A 14,311-nucleotide genomic window follows, 5' to 3' on the forward strand; every position below is an offset into this window, starting at 1 on the left:
CTTCTGTGTAGCCGGAGGTTTTTTTATTTTTTACAAGGCCAAGAAACAAGGAGGAAAAGGTTGGATGCATGATGAACTTTCGAGGGACTAACCAGGATTGCGGACAGATGGATTTTCATTTTTGACAGGGGGGACAGAAATGAAATGGTTGATTGCTGATCGCGTTATTATCGGAGATGGAGAGCATGTAATCGAACAAGGCGTTGTTGGGATGGATGAGCGAGGAAAAATTGTCGCAGTGGGGACAGAATCAGAGCTTACGGATTCCATTTCGGAAGGAGAGGTAAAGCGGTACAGCGGATGCTCCATTTTGCCAGGCTTAATCGATTTACATGTTCATATCGGGTATTGGTGGAGTAAACCAGACTCCGCTGAGTATCGCAACAACGATGGACTGGTGGCTTTACTTGCGACAGCGAACTTGAAAGAGGCACTTTCCTTGGGGGTTACGACGATCCGCGATGTAGCAGCACCAGATGGATTGTGCAGTACGCTGAAGTTGGCGGCCAAGAACAAATTCATTGTTTCCCCTCGTCTTTTTCAGGTCAACCAAGGGATTATTATGACCGGGGGGCACGGTTGGCAATTAGAGGGTGCCTTGCGAGAAGCAAATGGTCCGTGGGAAGTGCGGACAGCCGTGCGTGAACAAGTGAGAGCAGGAGCCGACTGGATCAAGCTCATGACGAGTCACCGTACACCAACGCCGGAGTTCACGCAAGAGGAGCTGGATGCGGCGGTTGATGAATCGCATCGTTTGGGACGGAAATGCTGTGTGCATGCCTCGATCCAACCTGCGATCCAGATGGCGATTGATGCGGGATTTGATACGATCGAGCATGCGACGTTTATGACCGTCGAACAGGCAGAACAGATGAAAGAAAAAGGACTGGTATGGGTACCGACCATGGTCACCTTTTTCCAGATTGCTGATTATTACAAACATATTTGGAATGAGCAACAACAGGCGAATCAAGGCATATTGAGCGAAGGGCTTATCGAGCAGGGAGCCTTTTTCATCGAATCGGAAAAGGCGTACCGGGAGAACTTCGTGCAATTGATAAATACAGGCGTAAAGATCGCTACGGGTACGGATATCGTATTGGAAGGCTATCCGATTACCCCTGTGGCAGAAGAGATCAAGCTGATGGTGGAGCTAGGAATGGAGCCAATTCGTGCGATCCAGGCTGCTACCCAAAACGCTGCTGAGGTGCTGGACCAAGGGAACAAGATCGGTACGTTAGCGCCAGGTTATTTTGCAGATTTGCTTGTGGTAAAAGGGGATCCACTACAAGAGATTGAGGTATTGAAGCAAGTGGAAGAAGTGTTTCTTGAAGGTGTGACTGTCTATTCCAAGTGTTGATGGGACTGAGCCTTGTTCTTTCAGGTTTGTAACGGCGTTTGTACTGGGTGTTTGACTATTCTTTGCGAAAATGGGTATTGGTTTATTGCGCGTGTACCAGGGCGGGCATAGGTTAATAACGAATGATCACAGAAAAAAAGGAGTGAGATTCGTGAACTATGTAGTCCGTTCGGGGGATACGTTAAACAGCATTGCGGCTCGTTTTGGTGTATCCGTTCAGGAATTGATCCGCGTGAATAATATCGCCTATCCCTACTACATTTACGTTGGTCAAAATTTGTATATCCCGATTACTCCGACTCCGACACCAGCTCCTGGTGGGGATGTCGAGCGTCGTTTGAATCGACTGGAGAATCGAGTAGATGCGCTTCGCGAAGATTTTCGCAGGCTGGATAATCGAGTAGATCGGTTGGAGAACCGTGTCACTCGTCTAGAGCGGGCCATTACGCCGACACAACCTCCGCGCCCACGTCCGACCGGCACGCCTCGCCCACGCTAAGCAGCCGGATAGAGGGCCGAATAATTTTCCACACATCCTATTTCCTCTTCGCCTGATCCTGCATAAAGTGATACGAGAGGATTAAGAGGAGGTGCGGCCATGCTAGGGTTAAATGGAAAAAACGTCCGACACCATTTCATGGGCGTCTATGGAAAAGTGGTGCAGATTCGGGAACTGGTGGATGTGATCGACCAAGTTTTTGACTCTGTAAACAAAGTGGGCAACATAGGAAAGGCGATGCTTGGACCTCGTAAGGCAAGTGCCAAAAAGCTCGACAAGCTGAGATGAATGGAAAAACAAGAAAACCGCGTCCATAATGGAGGCGGTTTTTATTTATGATTTATTCGTAGTTCTTAGGGGCAGACTCTATCATCAGAATAACTCATCAGAAAGAAAAAGTCTACTATTTTTCTAAAAATTCCCTTATATTTTTGGAGCTGTTATCAACTGACTTCAAAAAAGGGGAGTGATGGAGTTGAAAAAGGAAAAGCGTCGCGTAGGATTGGTTACGAGTGGAGTGCTGATGGGGCTAATCTTGTCATCGTTGGATCAGACGATTGTATCAACAGCCATGCCGACAATTACCAAAGAGCTGGGAGGTCTTTCTCTTTATAGCTGGGTGTTCGCCATTTATATGCTCACATCGACCACGAGCATGCCCATCTATGGGAAAATGGCGGACTTGTTTGGACCGAGAAAAATGTATGTGATCGGTTTGTTTCTGTTTCTTGTGGGATCTCTCCTGTGCGGCATGGCTAATTCCATGACGGGTCTTATTGCCGCGAGAGGAGTTCAAGGGTTGGGCGCTGGGGCATTAATGCCGGTTGCGTTCATCATTGTGGGTGAACTGTATCCACCCGAAAAGAGAGGCAAATTTCAAGGACTTTTCGGAGCTGTCTTTGCCATGACGAGTATACTTGGTCCCTCGTTGGGAGGAATTCTCGTGGAGCATCTGCTGTGGGGATGGATCTTTTTTATAAACCTTCCTATCGGTATCACTGCTTTATTGATCATTGCTCTAGCCTTTCGTGACCAGCGGCACTATGATAAGAAGCCCGTGATTGATTGGTATGGGGCGACTAGCTTGAGTGCAGCCATCATTTTCATCCTGCTGTCCCTTATTATGGAGGGGAGGGAATACAAGATCGGGTTAGGGGGAGCGGGTATCTTCCTTCTCGGTTTGTTCATCTGGATTGAAACCAAAGCAAAGGAGCCCCTGCTTCCGCTTTCCCTATTTCGCATTCCGGTCATCGGATATGGCAATCTCGTAGGATTCTTTGTGAGTGCCGCTTTGTTCGGTGCCATCGCCTATATCCCTCTGTTCGTTCAAGGGGTACGCGGTGCGAGTCCCTCAGAAGCTGGATTCCTTTTAGTGCCACTCATGCTGTCCGCAGCGATTTCTTCGACGGGTGGGGGAAGATGGATGGAAAAAGCTTCATTTCGGGCGATTTTGATTCCCAGCTTACTCATCATGGCGACCGGCTTTTTCCTTCTGAGCACGATTGATGGAGAGACAACCAACACACAACTCGTTAGCTACATGATTGTCACAGGTTTAGGCATGGGGGCAATCTATCCGGCACTTGGTACAGCCGCACACAGCGCTGTAAAACCGCAAGATCGGGGCATTGCTATGTCGACATCGCAATTATTTCGTTCCATTGGGGGGACGATTGGAATCAGTGTGTTTGGGACCATTGTAGAATGGCGAATGCGGGCAGGAATGATGTTTAGTGAAGCTATGCACGGTGTCTTTGTCACTGGATTGATTTTAATTGGAATCAGTTTGATAGCCAGTGTTCTAATCGGCAATACTCGATTGCTCGACAAAGAACCCCGCCATTCGCATAACTCAAATAGCGGGGTTCCCAAACAATAGGATCACGGTTTTTTATTCATGCCTTCCATTGCCATCCGAACCATTTCTCTGACCATACTGCCGCCTAAGCGTCCTCCGATTCGACCGGCATCGTGAGAGGTTAATTGTCCATTGTAGCCGGGCTGCAATGGAACATGAATTTCTTCTGCGACCTCGAATTTTGCTTGCGCGGGATCAGCAACGTGTGCAACCTGCGCTTTTAGGGCGTCCAGTCCTTTTCTCGCCTCGGGGACGAGTGGGCGTTTGCGTCTGCTCATGGTAGATCACCTCACGCCCTAGTGTGCCCAATTAGACGAGTGCTTTGCGCAGAGTGAAATCAGTCTCCTGATAGTAAGTATTAGCAACGAGCAGGTTAGGTCCTGCACATCCTGCAGCAGGGCAAAAGCAATTGATCTTCTGATTCAGCGTGTGTTCTTGCCATTTTCCAAACATCGACTGGAGCTGGTCGGTTTGAATATTGCCCAATGGCTCTACATCCCCGAAATCGGTCACGATGACATCGCCAGTGAAAATGTTGATGTTAAGACGATTGCGACCATCAGGATCATTGCGAGTCGTCACATTTTTCGCTGAGCGTAGTCTGCTGATCAATTCCCTGTCGGCCGCTTCAGAACTACAAGCGAAAAACGGAAGCGTCCCGAAAAGCATCCACAAATCTTCATTGCGTACATCGAGCATCCGATGAATGGCTTGACGAAGCTCATCGAGTGAAAGTACATCCAGATCACGGGCAAAATCACTCGCGTACATCGGGTGTACCTCATGTCGCTTGCTGCCCATCTCCTGAATCTGACGATGGAGGGTATCGAGCTTTGTCCATGTGCGATGATTCAGCATCGTTTCGGCTGAGACAAATACACCAGCTTCCGAGAGCTTGCGAGCATTTTCCATCATCTCTTGAAACTGTGCTTCCGCTCTTTTGATTGAAACCGGCTGCCGTGCTTTTGCGTAAACAATATCATGGAATTCTTCGGGAGTAGACCAGTTCCATGAAATATGCATGACGTCGATGTATGGCAGGATCAACTCATACCGAGAAAACGGCATGGACATGTTGGAGTTGATTTGCGTCCGCAGTCCACGATCTGCTGCATATTGTAGAATAGGCGCGATCACAGTTTTCACGGTGCGCTCGCTGTACATCGGTTCTCCGCCTGTTATACTGATAGTAAGCAGGTCTTTTGCTTCATCGAGACGACGGAGTATGAGATCGACAGGGAGAGCGGGATCGTCTTTGTATCGCAATGTATCACCAACCGCGCAATGCTCACAGCGGAGATTGCACAGATTCGTTACAGTAAACTCGACGCTGGTAAGTTTATAGGCGGGGGGTGTCGCATTGAACAACGGCTCCCATGGATCGTGTAAAGGTGTTAATGATGTAGTTGGAACCATGCGGATCAATTGTGGAAACCTCCTTCATTCTGCGTACAACTCAACCTATTATAACGACATTAGGGCGGAAGGAGAATAGCTAACGAGATGATTATGGGGATGTCTTTTGGACGCGGTGTGCTTTTTCATGATCGAAATGTGCTGGCTTGCGCGGAAGTAAAAGACGGCGTGATTCATATGTGGGCGGAAAAAATCACATTGAAAACGATTGGGAAGCTCTGGTATCGAATATTTTTCTCCTTTCCGTGGTACTATCAATTGTTTCACCTCCTCCTTGCTGGTTATGTACTGGCAGCGATCGTGAAGCCTGACTGGGCCATCATCGATCCGATGTGGGTAGCTGTATACATCGCAGGCTTTCACTTCGTTTTTCCGAGAATGATGAAAAAATTTCACGGTGCGGAACATAAAGTGTTTAGCTATGGCGGTAAGAAGTCGCTAGCAGCACTGAAAGAGATTCAACGGGCAGATATCGTGAATGACGGTTGCTCGACGAATCTGGTCGTGTGGTTTTTTACGGGGTTCATTTTGTCCGTATTCTTTTTACCTTTAGAATGGAGTGTCGCATGCGGGGTAGCAGGACTGCTTGTGGGCATGCTCGGGGATCGCTACGTGCGTAAATATTTCGGTTTTCTTTACAAGCTATCGGCTTTCTTTCAAAAATACAGCACGACCAAAGAACCGGATCAGCTTCATTTAGAGACAGCGATCCGCTCGTATATGCTATTTGAGCACATTCGCGAAGTGGATCGATTGCAAAATGCTTCGTAAGGAAAAAGCGGTGTTTCCACTATGGATACGCCGCTTTTTTTGTTCCACGCGCAGGTTGGTTGTGACGTTGAATCCTGAAAAGTATTTTGGTAATATTTGCTCAACTCATCCCATTTCCTTTGAAAAGGGATCGAGGAATATGAGATGAGGAGAGCTGAGACGAGATGAGAAAAGAACAGGATGTAGGGGTATACGAGCAAATGGGAGTGGCAATGACATGTCGTTCCTATCAAGAGTATGTGGATATGTTTTCACTTTCAGACGAAATCTTGGCGATGGGACCGATCCTGGATGTCGGTGCAGGAGCGTCCTCTTTTACAGCGGAGGCATGCCAACATGGACGAGAGGCAATCGCAGTCGATCCGCTTTATGAAATGAAGCCTGAAGAGATTTATACGAAGGGGAAGCGAGAGATCGAGGAATCGACGCAAAAGCTGGCTGGTATCGCACACACCCTTCATTGGGAATATTACGGCTCGCTTGGCCAGCATCATCAAAACAGAGAAAGGTCACTGGAGCAATTCATTGCCGCGTATCGTGCCGATGAAGGCATCGGTAAAAGCTACTTCGCAGGCTTGTTACCGGAATTGCCTTTTGCAGACGATCACTTTTCACTGGTGCTTGGCAGTCACTTCTTGTTTTTGTACCAGCAACAGTTCGATGAGCAATTTCACTTGAACGCGATCAAAGAATTGCTGCGAATTTGTCAGCCTGGCGGTCGAATCAGACTCTATCCGTTAATCGGATTGGATCGCAAACCATATAGCAAACTGCCACAGCTCATGGAAGAAATACAACGGTTCGGTCACACAGCCAGTCTGGAACCGACGAACTTTCGGTTTTTAGTGGGCGCTACGCATTATTTGGAAATTCGTAAATCATAAAAAACAGGGAGGATAGAAGGTGCATTTGCGCCCTCGACCTCCCTGTTCCTTTTCCTATTCCCGTTCTAGCGGGCTTTCTTCCAGTTGGCGATACATCTTTCCTTTATCTACATACGATTGGCGAATGCGTACGAATTCTTTCAAGTCTGCCTCGTTAAGTTCGCGTTTTACTTTCGCTGGATTGCCGACAACAAGCGAGCGGGGAGGCACCTTCATGCCTGGAGGAACGAGTGCACCCGCAGCAACCATGGCTTCTTCCCCGATTTCCGCACGATCCAAAACAATCGCACCCATTCCAATCAATGCACCGCGTCGTACCACGCAGCTATGTAGAACGGCATTATGTCCAACGGTCACCTCGTCTTCGAGGATCAACGGGTTGTTCGGACTTTGATGCAGGGTGCTGTTGTCTTGCACACTGACGCGTTTTCCAATGACAGTCGGAGCGATGTCCCCGCGGATCACGGTGTTATACCAAATAGAAGAATCCTCACCGATTTCGACATCGCCAGAAACGACGGAGCCTTTTGCCAGGAAAACAGTAGGGTGAATCTTTGGTTTGATGTTTTCAAATGATAAGAGCAGCATAGTAACCTCCTAATCAATGAGTAAGCGAGCAATCTGTTTGCATCGGGCGCGGATGGAAAATGGAGAAGCGGCCAGTTGCAGGATCGCAGTCGATGACTGTCCCGGAGAGCTTGTCTATCTCATGCGTTTGATAAAAGAAATGAATCCCACTAATATCTTGGACAATATCGTATTTGTCCGCTTCCGTAATGGCGATGCTATATGTATAGCTACCACAACCCGTCGTAGTCGGGACGAGTCTGATTCCGAGCTGTTCAGCATCCGCTTCTTCCGCGATCATTTGTGCAAGACGTACTGCTGCAGTTGGAGTAATGGTTATCATCGTCCTACCTCCTTGTAGCCATTTCTATTGTACTACAAATGGAGCTTCCAAATCCTGCTTGTTGACCATGCATGAGGCATGTGATAGAGTAAATGTTACTGATTCTGATGTGCAGGAAATGTGGGTAGTCGCTGCCGCAATCGTTTCGACGATTGGCGGTAGAGGAAAGTCCAGGCTCGCCCAGGCTGAGATGCCTGGAGTGTTCGTACCTGGTGCAAGCCAGGGCAGTGAGGTGCAAACCTTGCTGACGGCGTGGAAAGGGCTCTCTCTGAGGCCCGAGTACGCTGAAAGTGCCACAGAAACGTAGCTTTTCTGGCGACAGAAAAGATGGAACGCGGTAAACCCTGCGAGCGAGAAACCCAAATTAGGTAGGGGAACCGTCCTGAAGGAATCAAACGGAAAGGACGGATGGTATCTTCGGATGCCATAGATAGATGGCTACCACTCTTGGTGCGAGGGATTGCCCCGCTTGAAGCACGGGAGAGACAGAACCTGGCTTATAGCATTTCCTGCTGGAATGAAATGTAAAACCACCTGAGATCTCAGGTGGTTTTTTTACGTTCTGCGAAATATCGTGAACCCGCTACCTATCCATGTTTGAAGAACAGTGGAATGATTTACCGTGAACAAGCTCTGAAACTTTTTCGGAAATCTTGTCGTCTAAAAAGAGCATTCGGCCGAAGAAAACAGTTCTACTGCGGACAATTCCATCATTTCTTCAAATGGGAGTGTCTGCTGGAGAGAATGAACTGATAAAACTGTTACATTGATGGAGGGGTTTATTTTGCAAAAAGAAAAGAATCGAGCAAGTAAGGATTTTAAAAAATTATTGGCGACAGCTGTTCTGGCTGGATCGCTTGCGTTGCCGGGTACCGGATTGGCTGCTACGGCACTGCCATTCTCTGATATCGGAGGAAACGTAAATAAAGACGCGATTCTGACATTGAATTATGCTGGTGTGTTAAAAGGGTATACCGATGGCACGTTCAAGCCGAATAAAGAAGTGACGAGAGCGGAGTTCGCCAAAGTTGCGGTGTTGGCACTCGGGTACACAGATGCACAAGCAAAGCTCTTGCAAGGAAAGACAGCCTTTAAAGACCTGCCTGCAGATCACTGGGCGACAGGCTATATCAATCTAGCCGTATCGCAAGGCATCATCAAGGGCTATCCGGATGGTACATTCAAACCTAACAACAACGTAAAAATTGCGGAAGCACTGACCGTATACGTTCAAGGCTTGAAGATCGACGTTCGTCCATCAGCTTCAAGCGAGTGGTACATCCCGTACTTACTGGAAGCAGACAGAGCTGGTATTTACGATGCAAAAGAAACACCGACAGCAGCAGCTCCGCGTGATATTGTGGCAAAGTATACAGATAAGTTTATGGAAACACCTGTATACGCAAGCGGCGCTTACTATGACAAAGATGGCAATGCAAAAGGAACCATTCAGAAGCTGCCAGTAGTAAAGGGTGCAGTTGCTTCGTATGACAAGTCTGACAAAAAGCTGAAACTAGTCGGACAAAACAAAGAAATCGAAATAGCTGATTCCGCGCAAGTATACGGCAATCTGGTCGTAGGCGCGCAGGTGGAATACATTGCGAAAAACGGCCGAGTGGCGTTCCTCACCGTTGTTACTTCTGACTCCGAAATCGTCGAAGGAATCGTGAAGACTGGCCTTAATTTTACAACGGCTGTAGGCGATGAGAAGAAATTCAAGGCAATCGTTAATGGAAGAGAAGTCGTTTTGGAAGTAGAAGATGGCGTAAATGTAAGCCGCTCTCACATCGGCCAAAAGTTTGTGGCAGTCGTCGGCGACAATGGCAAGATCAAGTCCATCACGATTAGCGACAACACGACAAAAGGAATTGTGGAAAAAGTATCTTCCGTGAGCGGTTCCAACTCGAAGAATGAACTAAGAGTAGACGGTACGACCTATGTTCTGGATTCCAAAGCAACGATCAAAGGCAAGGCGCATCCAGAAGCAAAAGAAACAAGTGCTTCGTTCTCTGACATCGAAAAAGATGACTTAGTCGAGCTGACACTCAACGTGGACGGCAAAGTATCTGAGCTTGTTTACACAAAGCTGAGCCTCACGGATACTATCACCGTTGATACAGACAAGAACCGGATTCGCGTTGGCAGCGTTAATTACGAGGTGCATGAAGATACCGAGTTGTTCGTAGACGAAGACGAAGTAGATGAACTAGATGAGTTGACGAGCGGTCAAATTGCAGTTCTTACGTTTGACAAGAATGGAAATCTGATCAAAGTAGAGCAGGGTGTAGGTGCAGCTACGAACAAGCTGGTCTCAGACACAACCGCATATCAAGCAGGAAAACTGGCAACTGTGAAAATCGACGGGAAAACCTACGACATCTTGACCAATGCGAAGCTGACTGTAGATGGCAGCTCCGTATCTCCAACGACGATTAAAACCGATCAGTTTAATGACCACCGTATCCTTACGTGGAAATACAACGTCGGCACGAATGACATTGTGGAGCTGACATTGGAAAAGCAAACCGTAAAAGGCTACGTGACGAAAAAATCCGGTTCCAAAATTACCGTGAACGGGAAAGTGTATGAGCTCTTGTCCGGCGTCACGATTGACAGCGATGCAGCATCCAACGACACCGAGTACACGCTGACACTCAATAACGCTGGCAAAGTAAAGGCCGTTACAGGTGCGCCTAGGAAAGTAAGCGGCGTGGTTGATTCTGTTGAGGTTCGAAACGATGACGGCAAGGTGACTTCCGCGAAAGTTGAGGTTAACGGCAAGACGTACGATGTAACGGATGAGGATGCGATTGAAGACGTCGATCAATTTGAGTACGTGACATTGACCCTTGATCGTGACGGCGATGTCATTGCTGCTTCCGTCAGTGGAAAGCTGGCGAAGGAAAACGTGAGTTTCGTCGGAATTGAATCCCGTGTGAACAAAGACAAATACGTATTCTTCAATGATGTATCGACGAGCTTGAAGATGACAGAAGACGCGAAGATCAAATACTACAACGGTAATGACTTGAAAGAAAGCGATCTTTCCTCCAAGGATAAAGTGGATTTGTGGACAAACGATCAAGGTTACGTATATGTGATTGTCGTAGCCAAACGATAAGAAAATAAAAAAGGCGATCTCTTGCTCGATTCGAGAAGGGGTCGCCTTTTCATTTGTAGGATAGTCTTTAGTAAGTATTTAATTGAAAAACATTTTCAATTAAAAGAGGATGTGATATATTCAAATTGTTTCGCGCAAAACAAAAAAACAAGGAGTGGTTCTCATGCGATTCGATTATGAAGTGATTATTGTTGGCGGTGGACCAGTTGGAATGATGCTGGCTGCAGAGCTGGCGTTGGCCAAAGTGAAGGTATGCGTGCTTGAGCGCTTAAGGGAAACAACCCCTTATTCACGGGCGCTCACTTTACATCCACGCACACTGGAAATCCTGGATATGCGCGGGTTGAAAACGAAATTACTTGATAAAGGAAAGCCGATTACGACAGGGCATTTTGCAGCACTGGATACACGCTTGGATTTTTCTGTCTTAGATTCTTCCTCCAACTACACACTGATTATTCCCCAACATGACACGGAGAAGGTACTAGAGGAGTGGGCAAAAAGCCTTGGGGTGGAAATACGCAGGGAAGAGGAGGTAGTGGCCGTACACCAAGATCAGCATGGGGTTGAGGTTGAGGCTGTCGGTCCGAATGGAAAGGTTGTGCTGACGGCACTCTATGTGGTCGGTGCAGACGGTGCTGCCAGCATTGTCCGCAAGCAGGCAGGCATTCCGTTTATCGGTAAGAATGCGACTTTTACGGCTATGCAAGGGGATGTCGTTTTGAAAAATCCGCCGGAATCAGGAATTCCTTCCTACTTTAATGAGCAAGGTTTGGTCATGATTGTACCCTTGCCAGCAGGGATGCATCGGGTGGTGTTGATCGATCCGGAGCGAATGGCAGTGCCAAAGGAAGAACCAGTTTCATTGGAGGAACTGCGTGCTAGTTTACTGCGTATTCTTGGAGACGATTTGGGGATTTCCGATCCGTTTTGGATGACTCGTTTTGGCAATGCGACCTTGCAGGCTCAGCGTTATCGGGAGGGACGAATTTTCCTGGCGGGAGATGCAGCGCATATTCATTTTCCAGCTGGTGGACAGGGGATGAACGTTGGTCTGCAAGAAGCAATCAACCTAGGTTGGAAGCTGGCGGCCCAATTAAAAGGCTGGGCACCGGATTGGCTGTTGGACAGCTATCATATGGAGCGTTTCCCCATCAATACTGAATTGCTAACAAATACACAGGTGCAATCGCTGCTGTTCGGTAGTTCGGAATTCTCTCCATCCGTCATAGCTTTGAGGAATATGCTGTCCAACCTGCTGCAAATACCTGAGGCAAATTATCGGCTGGCTACCCAAATCTCTGCCTTCCATGTCCAGTATGAACCGAATGGAGAGACGCAGCCGCATGTATTGAACGGTCGACGTTTTACAGAGCTGAATCTGCATCTGGAGAACGGTGAGTGCCAGAATGCATACGAGCTTTTTCATTCTGGTTCATTCCTCTTGCTACATTTTGACTCGGATGAACGATTGGACGCTGCTTTAGATTGGTCGAAATACAAGCATGTCCATGTAGTTCGCGCGTCGCTTGCTAAGGGGGCTGCTGATTGGCTTGACGTGCATACAGCGTTGATTCGACCGGATGGATATATCGCATGGGCAGTTTCCCAGGAGGAGTCTAATCCGATGGAAGCGATTCGGAAAGGAGTCATCCACTGGTGCGGACATGATTGATTGCAACAGGATTGTTTCGTGCAAAACAAAATGAAATTGTTTTTCTCGAAACAATCAGTGTATAATGGAGAGGAGATGGTTATCTAGGAGACATGATATGCAAAGCACAGAGCTTTCCAAGCAGAGGATCATACAGCTTTATATTCAGCTAGTCACGCAGCAAGAGCTGCGAGAAAGCAAATTGACTGCGCGAATGGCAGAAGAGATGCAGATGCTGGAATCCGAGATGGGGATGAAGCTAAACCTTACGCTATCTGAAATTCATTTCATTGCTTGTATCGGGGATCATGGTCCCATCAATGTCACCACGATTTCGGAAAAAGTCAACTTAACGAAAGGGTCCATAACCCGAATTAGCAAGAAGCTATGGAAGCTTGATTTCATTAAAAGGCAACAGCTGGTTGATAATAAGAAAGAAGTGTACTATCGGCTAACGGCAAAGGGACAAAAGCTGTATAAGATTCATCACCGGATGCATCAGGACATTGAACAGCGATTTATGCGCTTTCTGGATAAATACACACCTGAGCAATTAGCATTTTCCCGCGAACTGCTGGAAGACTTGCTGGATTGGGATTTCTAAACTCGTAGACAAAAGGGGCGCCATCACACTGATGGGGCCCTTTTCATTGTTCTCGGGGGCCTCTTGACAACTGAAACGGTTTGTCTCGTTGATCTAGTAACATAGGTTCAAGAAACATAATTATCACCAAGAATAATCATAAAGATAGGCTACGTTTATTTTTGAAAGCTGGGATGGACCCTAATGCGTGCAGTTCAGGACAACCGTTTAGAATTTGTACAGCTATTATTGGATTACGGAGCCGATCCGATACTTGCAACACAGTATGCTCCTAAACACCCAACCAAGTTGGGGACCCCAATCGCAGAGGCAAGAATGTTGGGGAATCGTGAAATGATTGCATTACTAGAAGCATATATCCAGGATTAGAACAGCGTTTGTTAAAGCGTAGAAATAGGGTTCAGGCTATTATTCTGGAAATCATTAGCCTGATAACGTATAATTTCCATATTATAGTTCTATAGTTCTCATACTTTTTACACTTCAAATCAAACAGCAACGGAGAATGTGATAATGAAAAAAGTAGCAGGAATCACGCTTATGGTAGCGTTGCTAGGTTTCAATGCATACCTGTGGCCAACGTTGATTAAAGAAGTAAAAGCCGATCAGAAAAACGCGAAGAATGTCCAAAAAGCACCGCAAACGGCTTCGGCTTCGCATTTGTCAGTTTCGACTCCGGTTATGGATTTAGCCAATCAAGGGACGAGGCCACCCAATGTATCGGCGTATCCGGTTGAACAACCAGTAGTTCAGTCAACCCCATCAGAGTTGGTAGCAAGCATGCCTGGCACAGAAGCGAAAAAGCAGTCATCGACAAAGGCCGTACAGACGGCATCAAAAAAGCAACCAAAGAAAACGGTCAAAAAGCCTTCCAAATCATCGAGACAATCGGATGGTCCAGACGTTCAGATGACCTTTACAGTTGAACCAACTAGGATACATTATGAAGAGACGACCTATACAACGACGAGCAGCTACGGCGGTGGGTCGTTCAATATGCCCCTCCAATATAATCCGTATAGGGGAAAATTCGAAGAACCATTCAAAATTACTCGAGACAACATATATCCTGATACTCCGACGTTGGACGAACACAAACAGAGACTTGGTATTCCAGTGACTATTGAACCGTATGTACCTCCTGTAAAAAAGGATCAACAACGACTCGCACCGCAGTCGTATCCAAGAAGATAGCGTAAATTTGTGTCGCTGTACTTTTATTCAACCGCTAACT

Annotated in this window: 15 protein-coding genes and 1 other RNA gene; 12 read left to right on the forward strand and 4 right to left on the reverse strand. The window is 47.2% G+C overall.

Going from position 1 to position 14,311, the window contains the following annotated elements; translation table 11 throughout:
* Window positions 1-139: 139 nt before the first annotated feature.
* The 4 genes from HP398_RS28395 (at window position 140) to HP398_RS28410 (ending at window position 3,738) form a co-directional block, all read left to right on the forward strand.
* Window positions 140-1,360 (forward strand): metal-dependent hydrolase family protein, encoded by a 1,221-nt coding sequence (locus tag HP398_RS28395; RefSeq protein ID WP_017247837.1) that lies wholly within the window; start codon window positions 140-142, stop codon window positions 1,358-1,360.
* Between the two features lie 151 nt (window positions 1,361-1,511).
* A complete protein-coding gene (locus HP398_RS28400) occupies window positions 1,512-1,859 on the forward strand; it encodes a LysM peptidoglycan-binding domain-containing protein (RefSeq protein WP_017247838.1) in 348 nt (115 codons plus the stop codon).
* Between the two features lie 99 nt (window positions 1,860-1,958).
* Window positions 1,959-2,147, forward strand: coding sequence for a hypothetical protein (locus tag HP398_RS28405; protein ID WP_017247839.1), 189 nt, complete (start codon window positions 1,959-1,961; stop codon window positions 2,145-2,147).
* Between the two features lie 181 nt (window positions 2,148-2,328).
* The gene (locus HP398_RS28410; protein ID WP_173624289.1) at window positions 2,329-3,738 is read left to right on the forward strand and encodes an MDR family MFS transporter; all 1,410 of its coding nucleotides are present in this window, start codon (window positions 2,329-2,331) and stop codon (window positions 3,736-3,738) included.
* Between the two features lie 2 nt (window positions 3,739-3,740).
* Here HP398_RS28410 and HP398_RS28415 read toward each other — a convergent pair whose 3' ends face one another.
* Together HP398_RS28415 and yfkAB are read right to left on the reverse strand one after the other, a co-directional pair.
* Complete coding sequence (locus HP398_RS28415) at window positions 3,741-3,995, reverse strand: alpha/beta-type small acid-soluble spore protein (protein ID WP_007724320.1); 255 nt, start codon at window positions 3,993-3,995, stop codon at window positions 3,741-3,743.
* Between the two features lie 31 nt (window positions 3,996-4,026).
* Window positions 4,027-5,142 carry a radical SAM/CxCxxxxC motif protein YfkAB gene (gene yfkAB, locus HP398_RS28420; protein ID WP_017247841.1) on the reverse strand — a complete coding sequence of 372 codons (1,116 nt, stop codon included), beginning with the start codon at window positions 5,140-5,142 and terminating at the stop codon, window positions 4,027-4,029.
* Window positions 5,143-5,220: 78 nt separating this feature from the next.
* On the opposite strand from yfkAB, the gene HP398_RS28425 reads away from it, so the two are divergent.
* Window positions 5,221-5,904, forward strand: coding sequence for a DUF1385 domain-containing protein (locus tag HP398_RS28425; protein WP_173624290.1), 684 nt, complete (start codon window positions 5,221-5,223; stop codon window positions 5,902-5,904).
* Window positions 5,905-6,068: 164 nt separating this feature from the next.
* Window positions 6,069-6,788, forward strand: a complete 720-nt coding sequence (locus HP398_RS28430) for a class I SAM-dependent methyltransferase (RefSeq protein WP_173624291.1) — start codon at window positions 6,069-6,071, stop codon at window positions 6,786-6,788.
* A 54-nt stretch (window positions 6,789-6,842) separates the two neighbouring features.
* On the opposite strand, the gene HP398_RS28435 is transcribed toward HP398_RS28430, so the two are convergent.
* Both HP398_RS28435 and HP398_RS28440 read right to left on the reverse strand, forming a co-directional pair.
* Window positions 6,843-7,376, reverse strand: coding sequence for a gamma carbonic anhydrase (locus tag HP398_RS28435; RefSeq protein WP_007724325.1), 534 nt, complete (start codon window positions 7,374-7,376; stop codon window positions 6,843-6,845).
* A 13-nt stretch (window positions 7,377-7,389) separates the two neighbouring features.
* Window positions 7,390-7,698, reverse strand: coding sequence for an iron-sulfur cluster biosynthesis family protein (locus HP398_RS28440; RefSeq protein ID WP_017247844.1), 309 nt, complete (start codon window positions 7,696-7,698; stop codon window positions 7,390-7,392).
* Between the two features lie 116 nt (window positions 7,699-7,814).
* Between HP398_RS28440 and rnpB the strand changes: the two genes are divergently transcribed.
* The 6 genes from rnpB (at window position 7,815) to HP398_RS28470 (ending at window position 14,271) form a co-directional block, all read left to right on the forward strand.
* Window positions 7,815-8,203: RNase P RNA component class B (gene rnpB / locus HP398_RS28445), an RNA gene on the forward strand.
* Window positions 8,204-8,467: 264 nt separating this feature from the next.
* Window positions 8,468-10,819, forward strand: a complete 2,352-nt coding sequence (locus HP398_RS28450; RefSeq protein WP_254476430.1) for an S-layer homology domain-containing protein — start codon at window positions 8,468-8,470, stop codon at window positions 10,817-10,819.
* A 163-nt stretch (window positions 10,820-10,982) separates the two neighbouring features.
* On the forward strand, window positions 10,983-12,494 hold the full coding sequence (locus tag HP398_RS28455) for a monooxygenase (protein WP_173624292.1): 1,512 nt from the start codon (window positions 10,983-10,985) through the stop codon (window positions 12,492-12,494).
* Between the two features lie 97 nt (window positions 12,495-12,591).
* Window positions 12,592-13,077 carry a MarR family transcriptional regulator gene (locus HP398_RS28460; RefSeq protein WP_017247848.1) on the forward strand — a complete coding sequence of 162 codons (486 nt, stop codon included), beginning with the start codon at window positions 12,592-12,594 and terminating at the stop codon, window positions 13,075-13,077.
* 183 nt (window positions 13,078-13,260) lie between these two features.
* Complete coding sequence (locus HP398_RS28465; RefSeq protein WP_254476431.1) at window positions 13,261-13,446, forward strand: ankyrin repeat domain-containing protein; 186 nt, start codon at window positions 13,261-13,263, stop codon at window positions 13,444-13,446.
* A 144-nt stretch (window positions 13,447-13,590) separates the two neighbouring features.
* Window positions 13,591-14,271: a hypothetical protein gene (locus HP398_RS28470; protein ID WP_173624293.1), complete on the forward strand. Its 681-nt coding sequence runs from the start codon at window positions 13,591-13,593 to the stop codon at window positions 14,269-14,271.
* Window positions 14,272-14,311 lie beyond the last annotated feature (40 nt).

The organism is Brevibacillus sp. HB1.4B (genome assembly GCF_013284285.1).
In the GTDB taxonomy this organism is placed as follows: Bacteria; Bacillota; Bacilli; order Brevibacillales; family Brevibacillaceae; genus Brevibacillus; species Brevibacillus porteri.

Coding starts and splice junctions, on each gene's coding strand:
- HP398_RS28440 (WP_017247844.1), bottom strand. CDS start 7,698: ATGATAACCATTACTCCAACTGCAGCAGTACGTCTTGCACAAATGATC.
- HP398_RS28405 (WP_017247839.1), top strand. CDS start 1,959: ATGCTAGGGTTAAATGGAAAAAACGTCCGACACCATTTCATGGGCGTC.
- HP398_RS28435 (WP_007724325.1), bottom strand. CDS start 7,376: ATGCTGCTCTTATCATTTGAAAACATCAAACCAAAGATTCACCCTACT.
- HP398_RS28425 (WP_173624290.1), top strand. CDS start 5,221: ATGATTATGGGGATGTCTTTTGGACGCGGTGTGCTTTTTCATGATCGA.
- HP398_RS28460 (WP_017247848.1), top strand. CDS start 12,592: ATGCAAAGCACAGAGCTTTCCAAGCAGAGGATCATACAGCTTTATATT.
- HP398_RS28465 (WP_254476431.1), top strand. CDS start 13,261: ATGCGTGCAGTTCAGGACAACCGTTTAGAATTTGTACAGCTATTATTG.
- HP398_RS28450 (WP_254476430.1), top strand. CDS start 8,468: ATGGAGGGGTTTATTTTGCAAAAAGAAAAGAATCGAGCAAGTAAGGAT.
- HP398_RS28455 (WP_173624292.1), top strand. CDS start 10,983: ATGCGATTCGATTATGAAGTGATTATTGTTGGCGGTGGACCAGTTGGA.
- HP398_RS28430 (WP_173624291.1), top strand. CDS start 6,069: ATGAGAAAAGAACAGGATGTAGGGGTATACGAGCAAATGGGAGTGGCA.
- HP398_RS28395 (WP_017247837.1), top strand. CDS start 140: ATGAAATGGTTGATTGCTGATCGCGTTATTATCGGAGATGGAGAGCAT.
- HP398_RS28415 (WP_007724320.1), bottom strand. CDS start 3,995: ATGAGCAGACGCAAACGCCCACTCGTCCCCGAGGCGAGAAAAGGACTG.
- HP398_RS28410 (WP_173624289.1), top strand. CDS start 2,329: ATGGAGTTGAAAAAGGAAAAGCGTCGCGTAGGATTGGTTACGAGTGGA.
- HP398_RS28470 (WP_173624293.1), top strand. CDS start 13,591: ATGAAAAAAGTAGCAGGAATCACGCTTATGGTAGCGTTGCTAGGTTTC.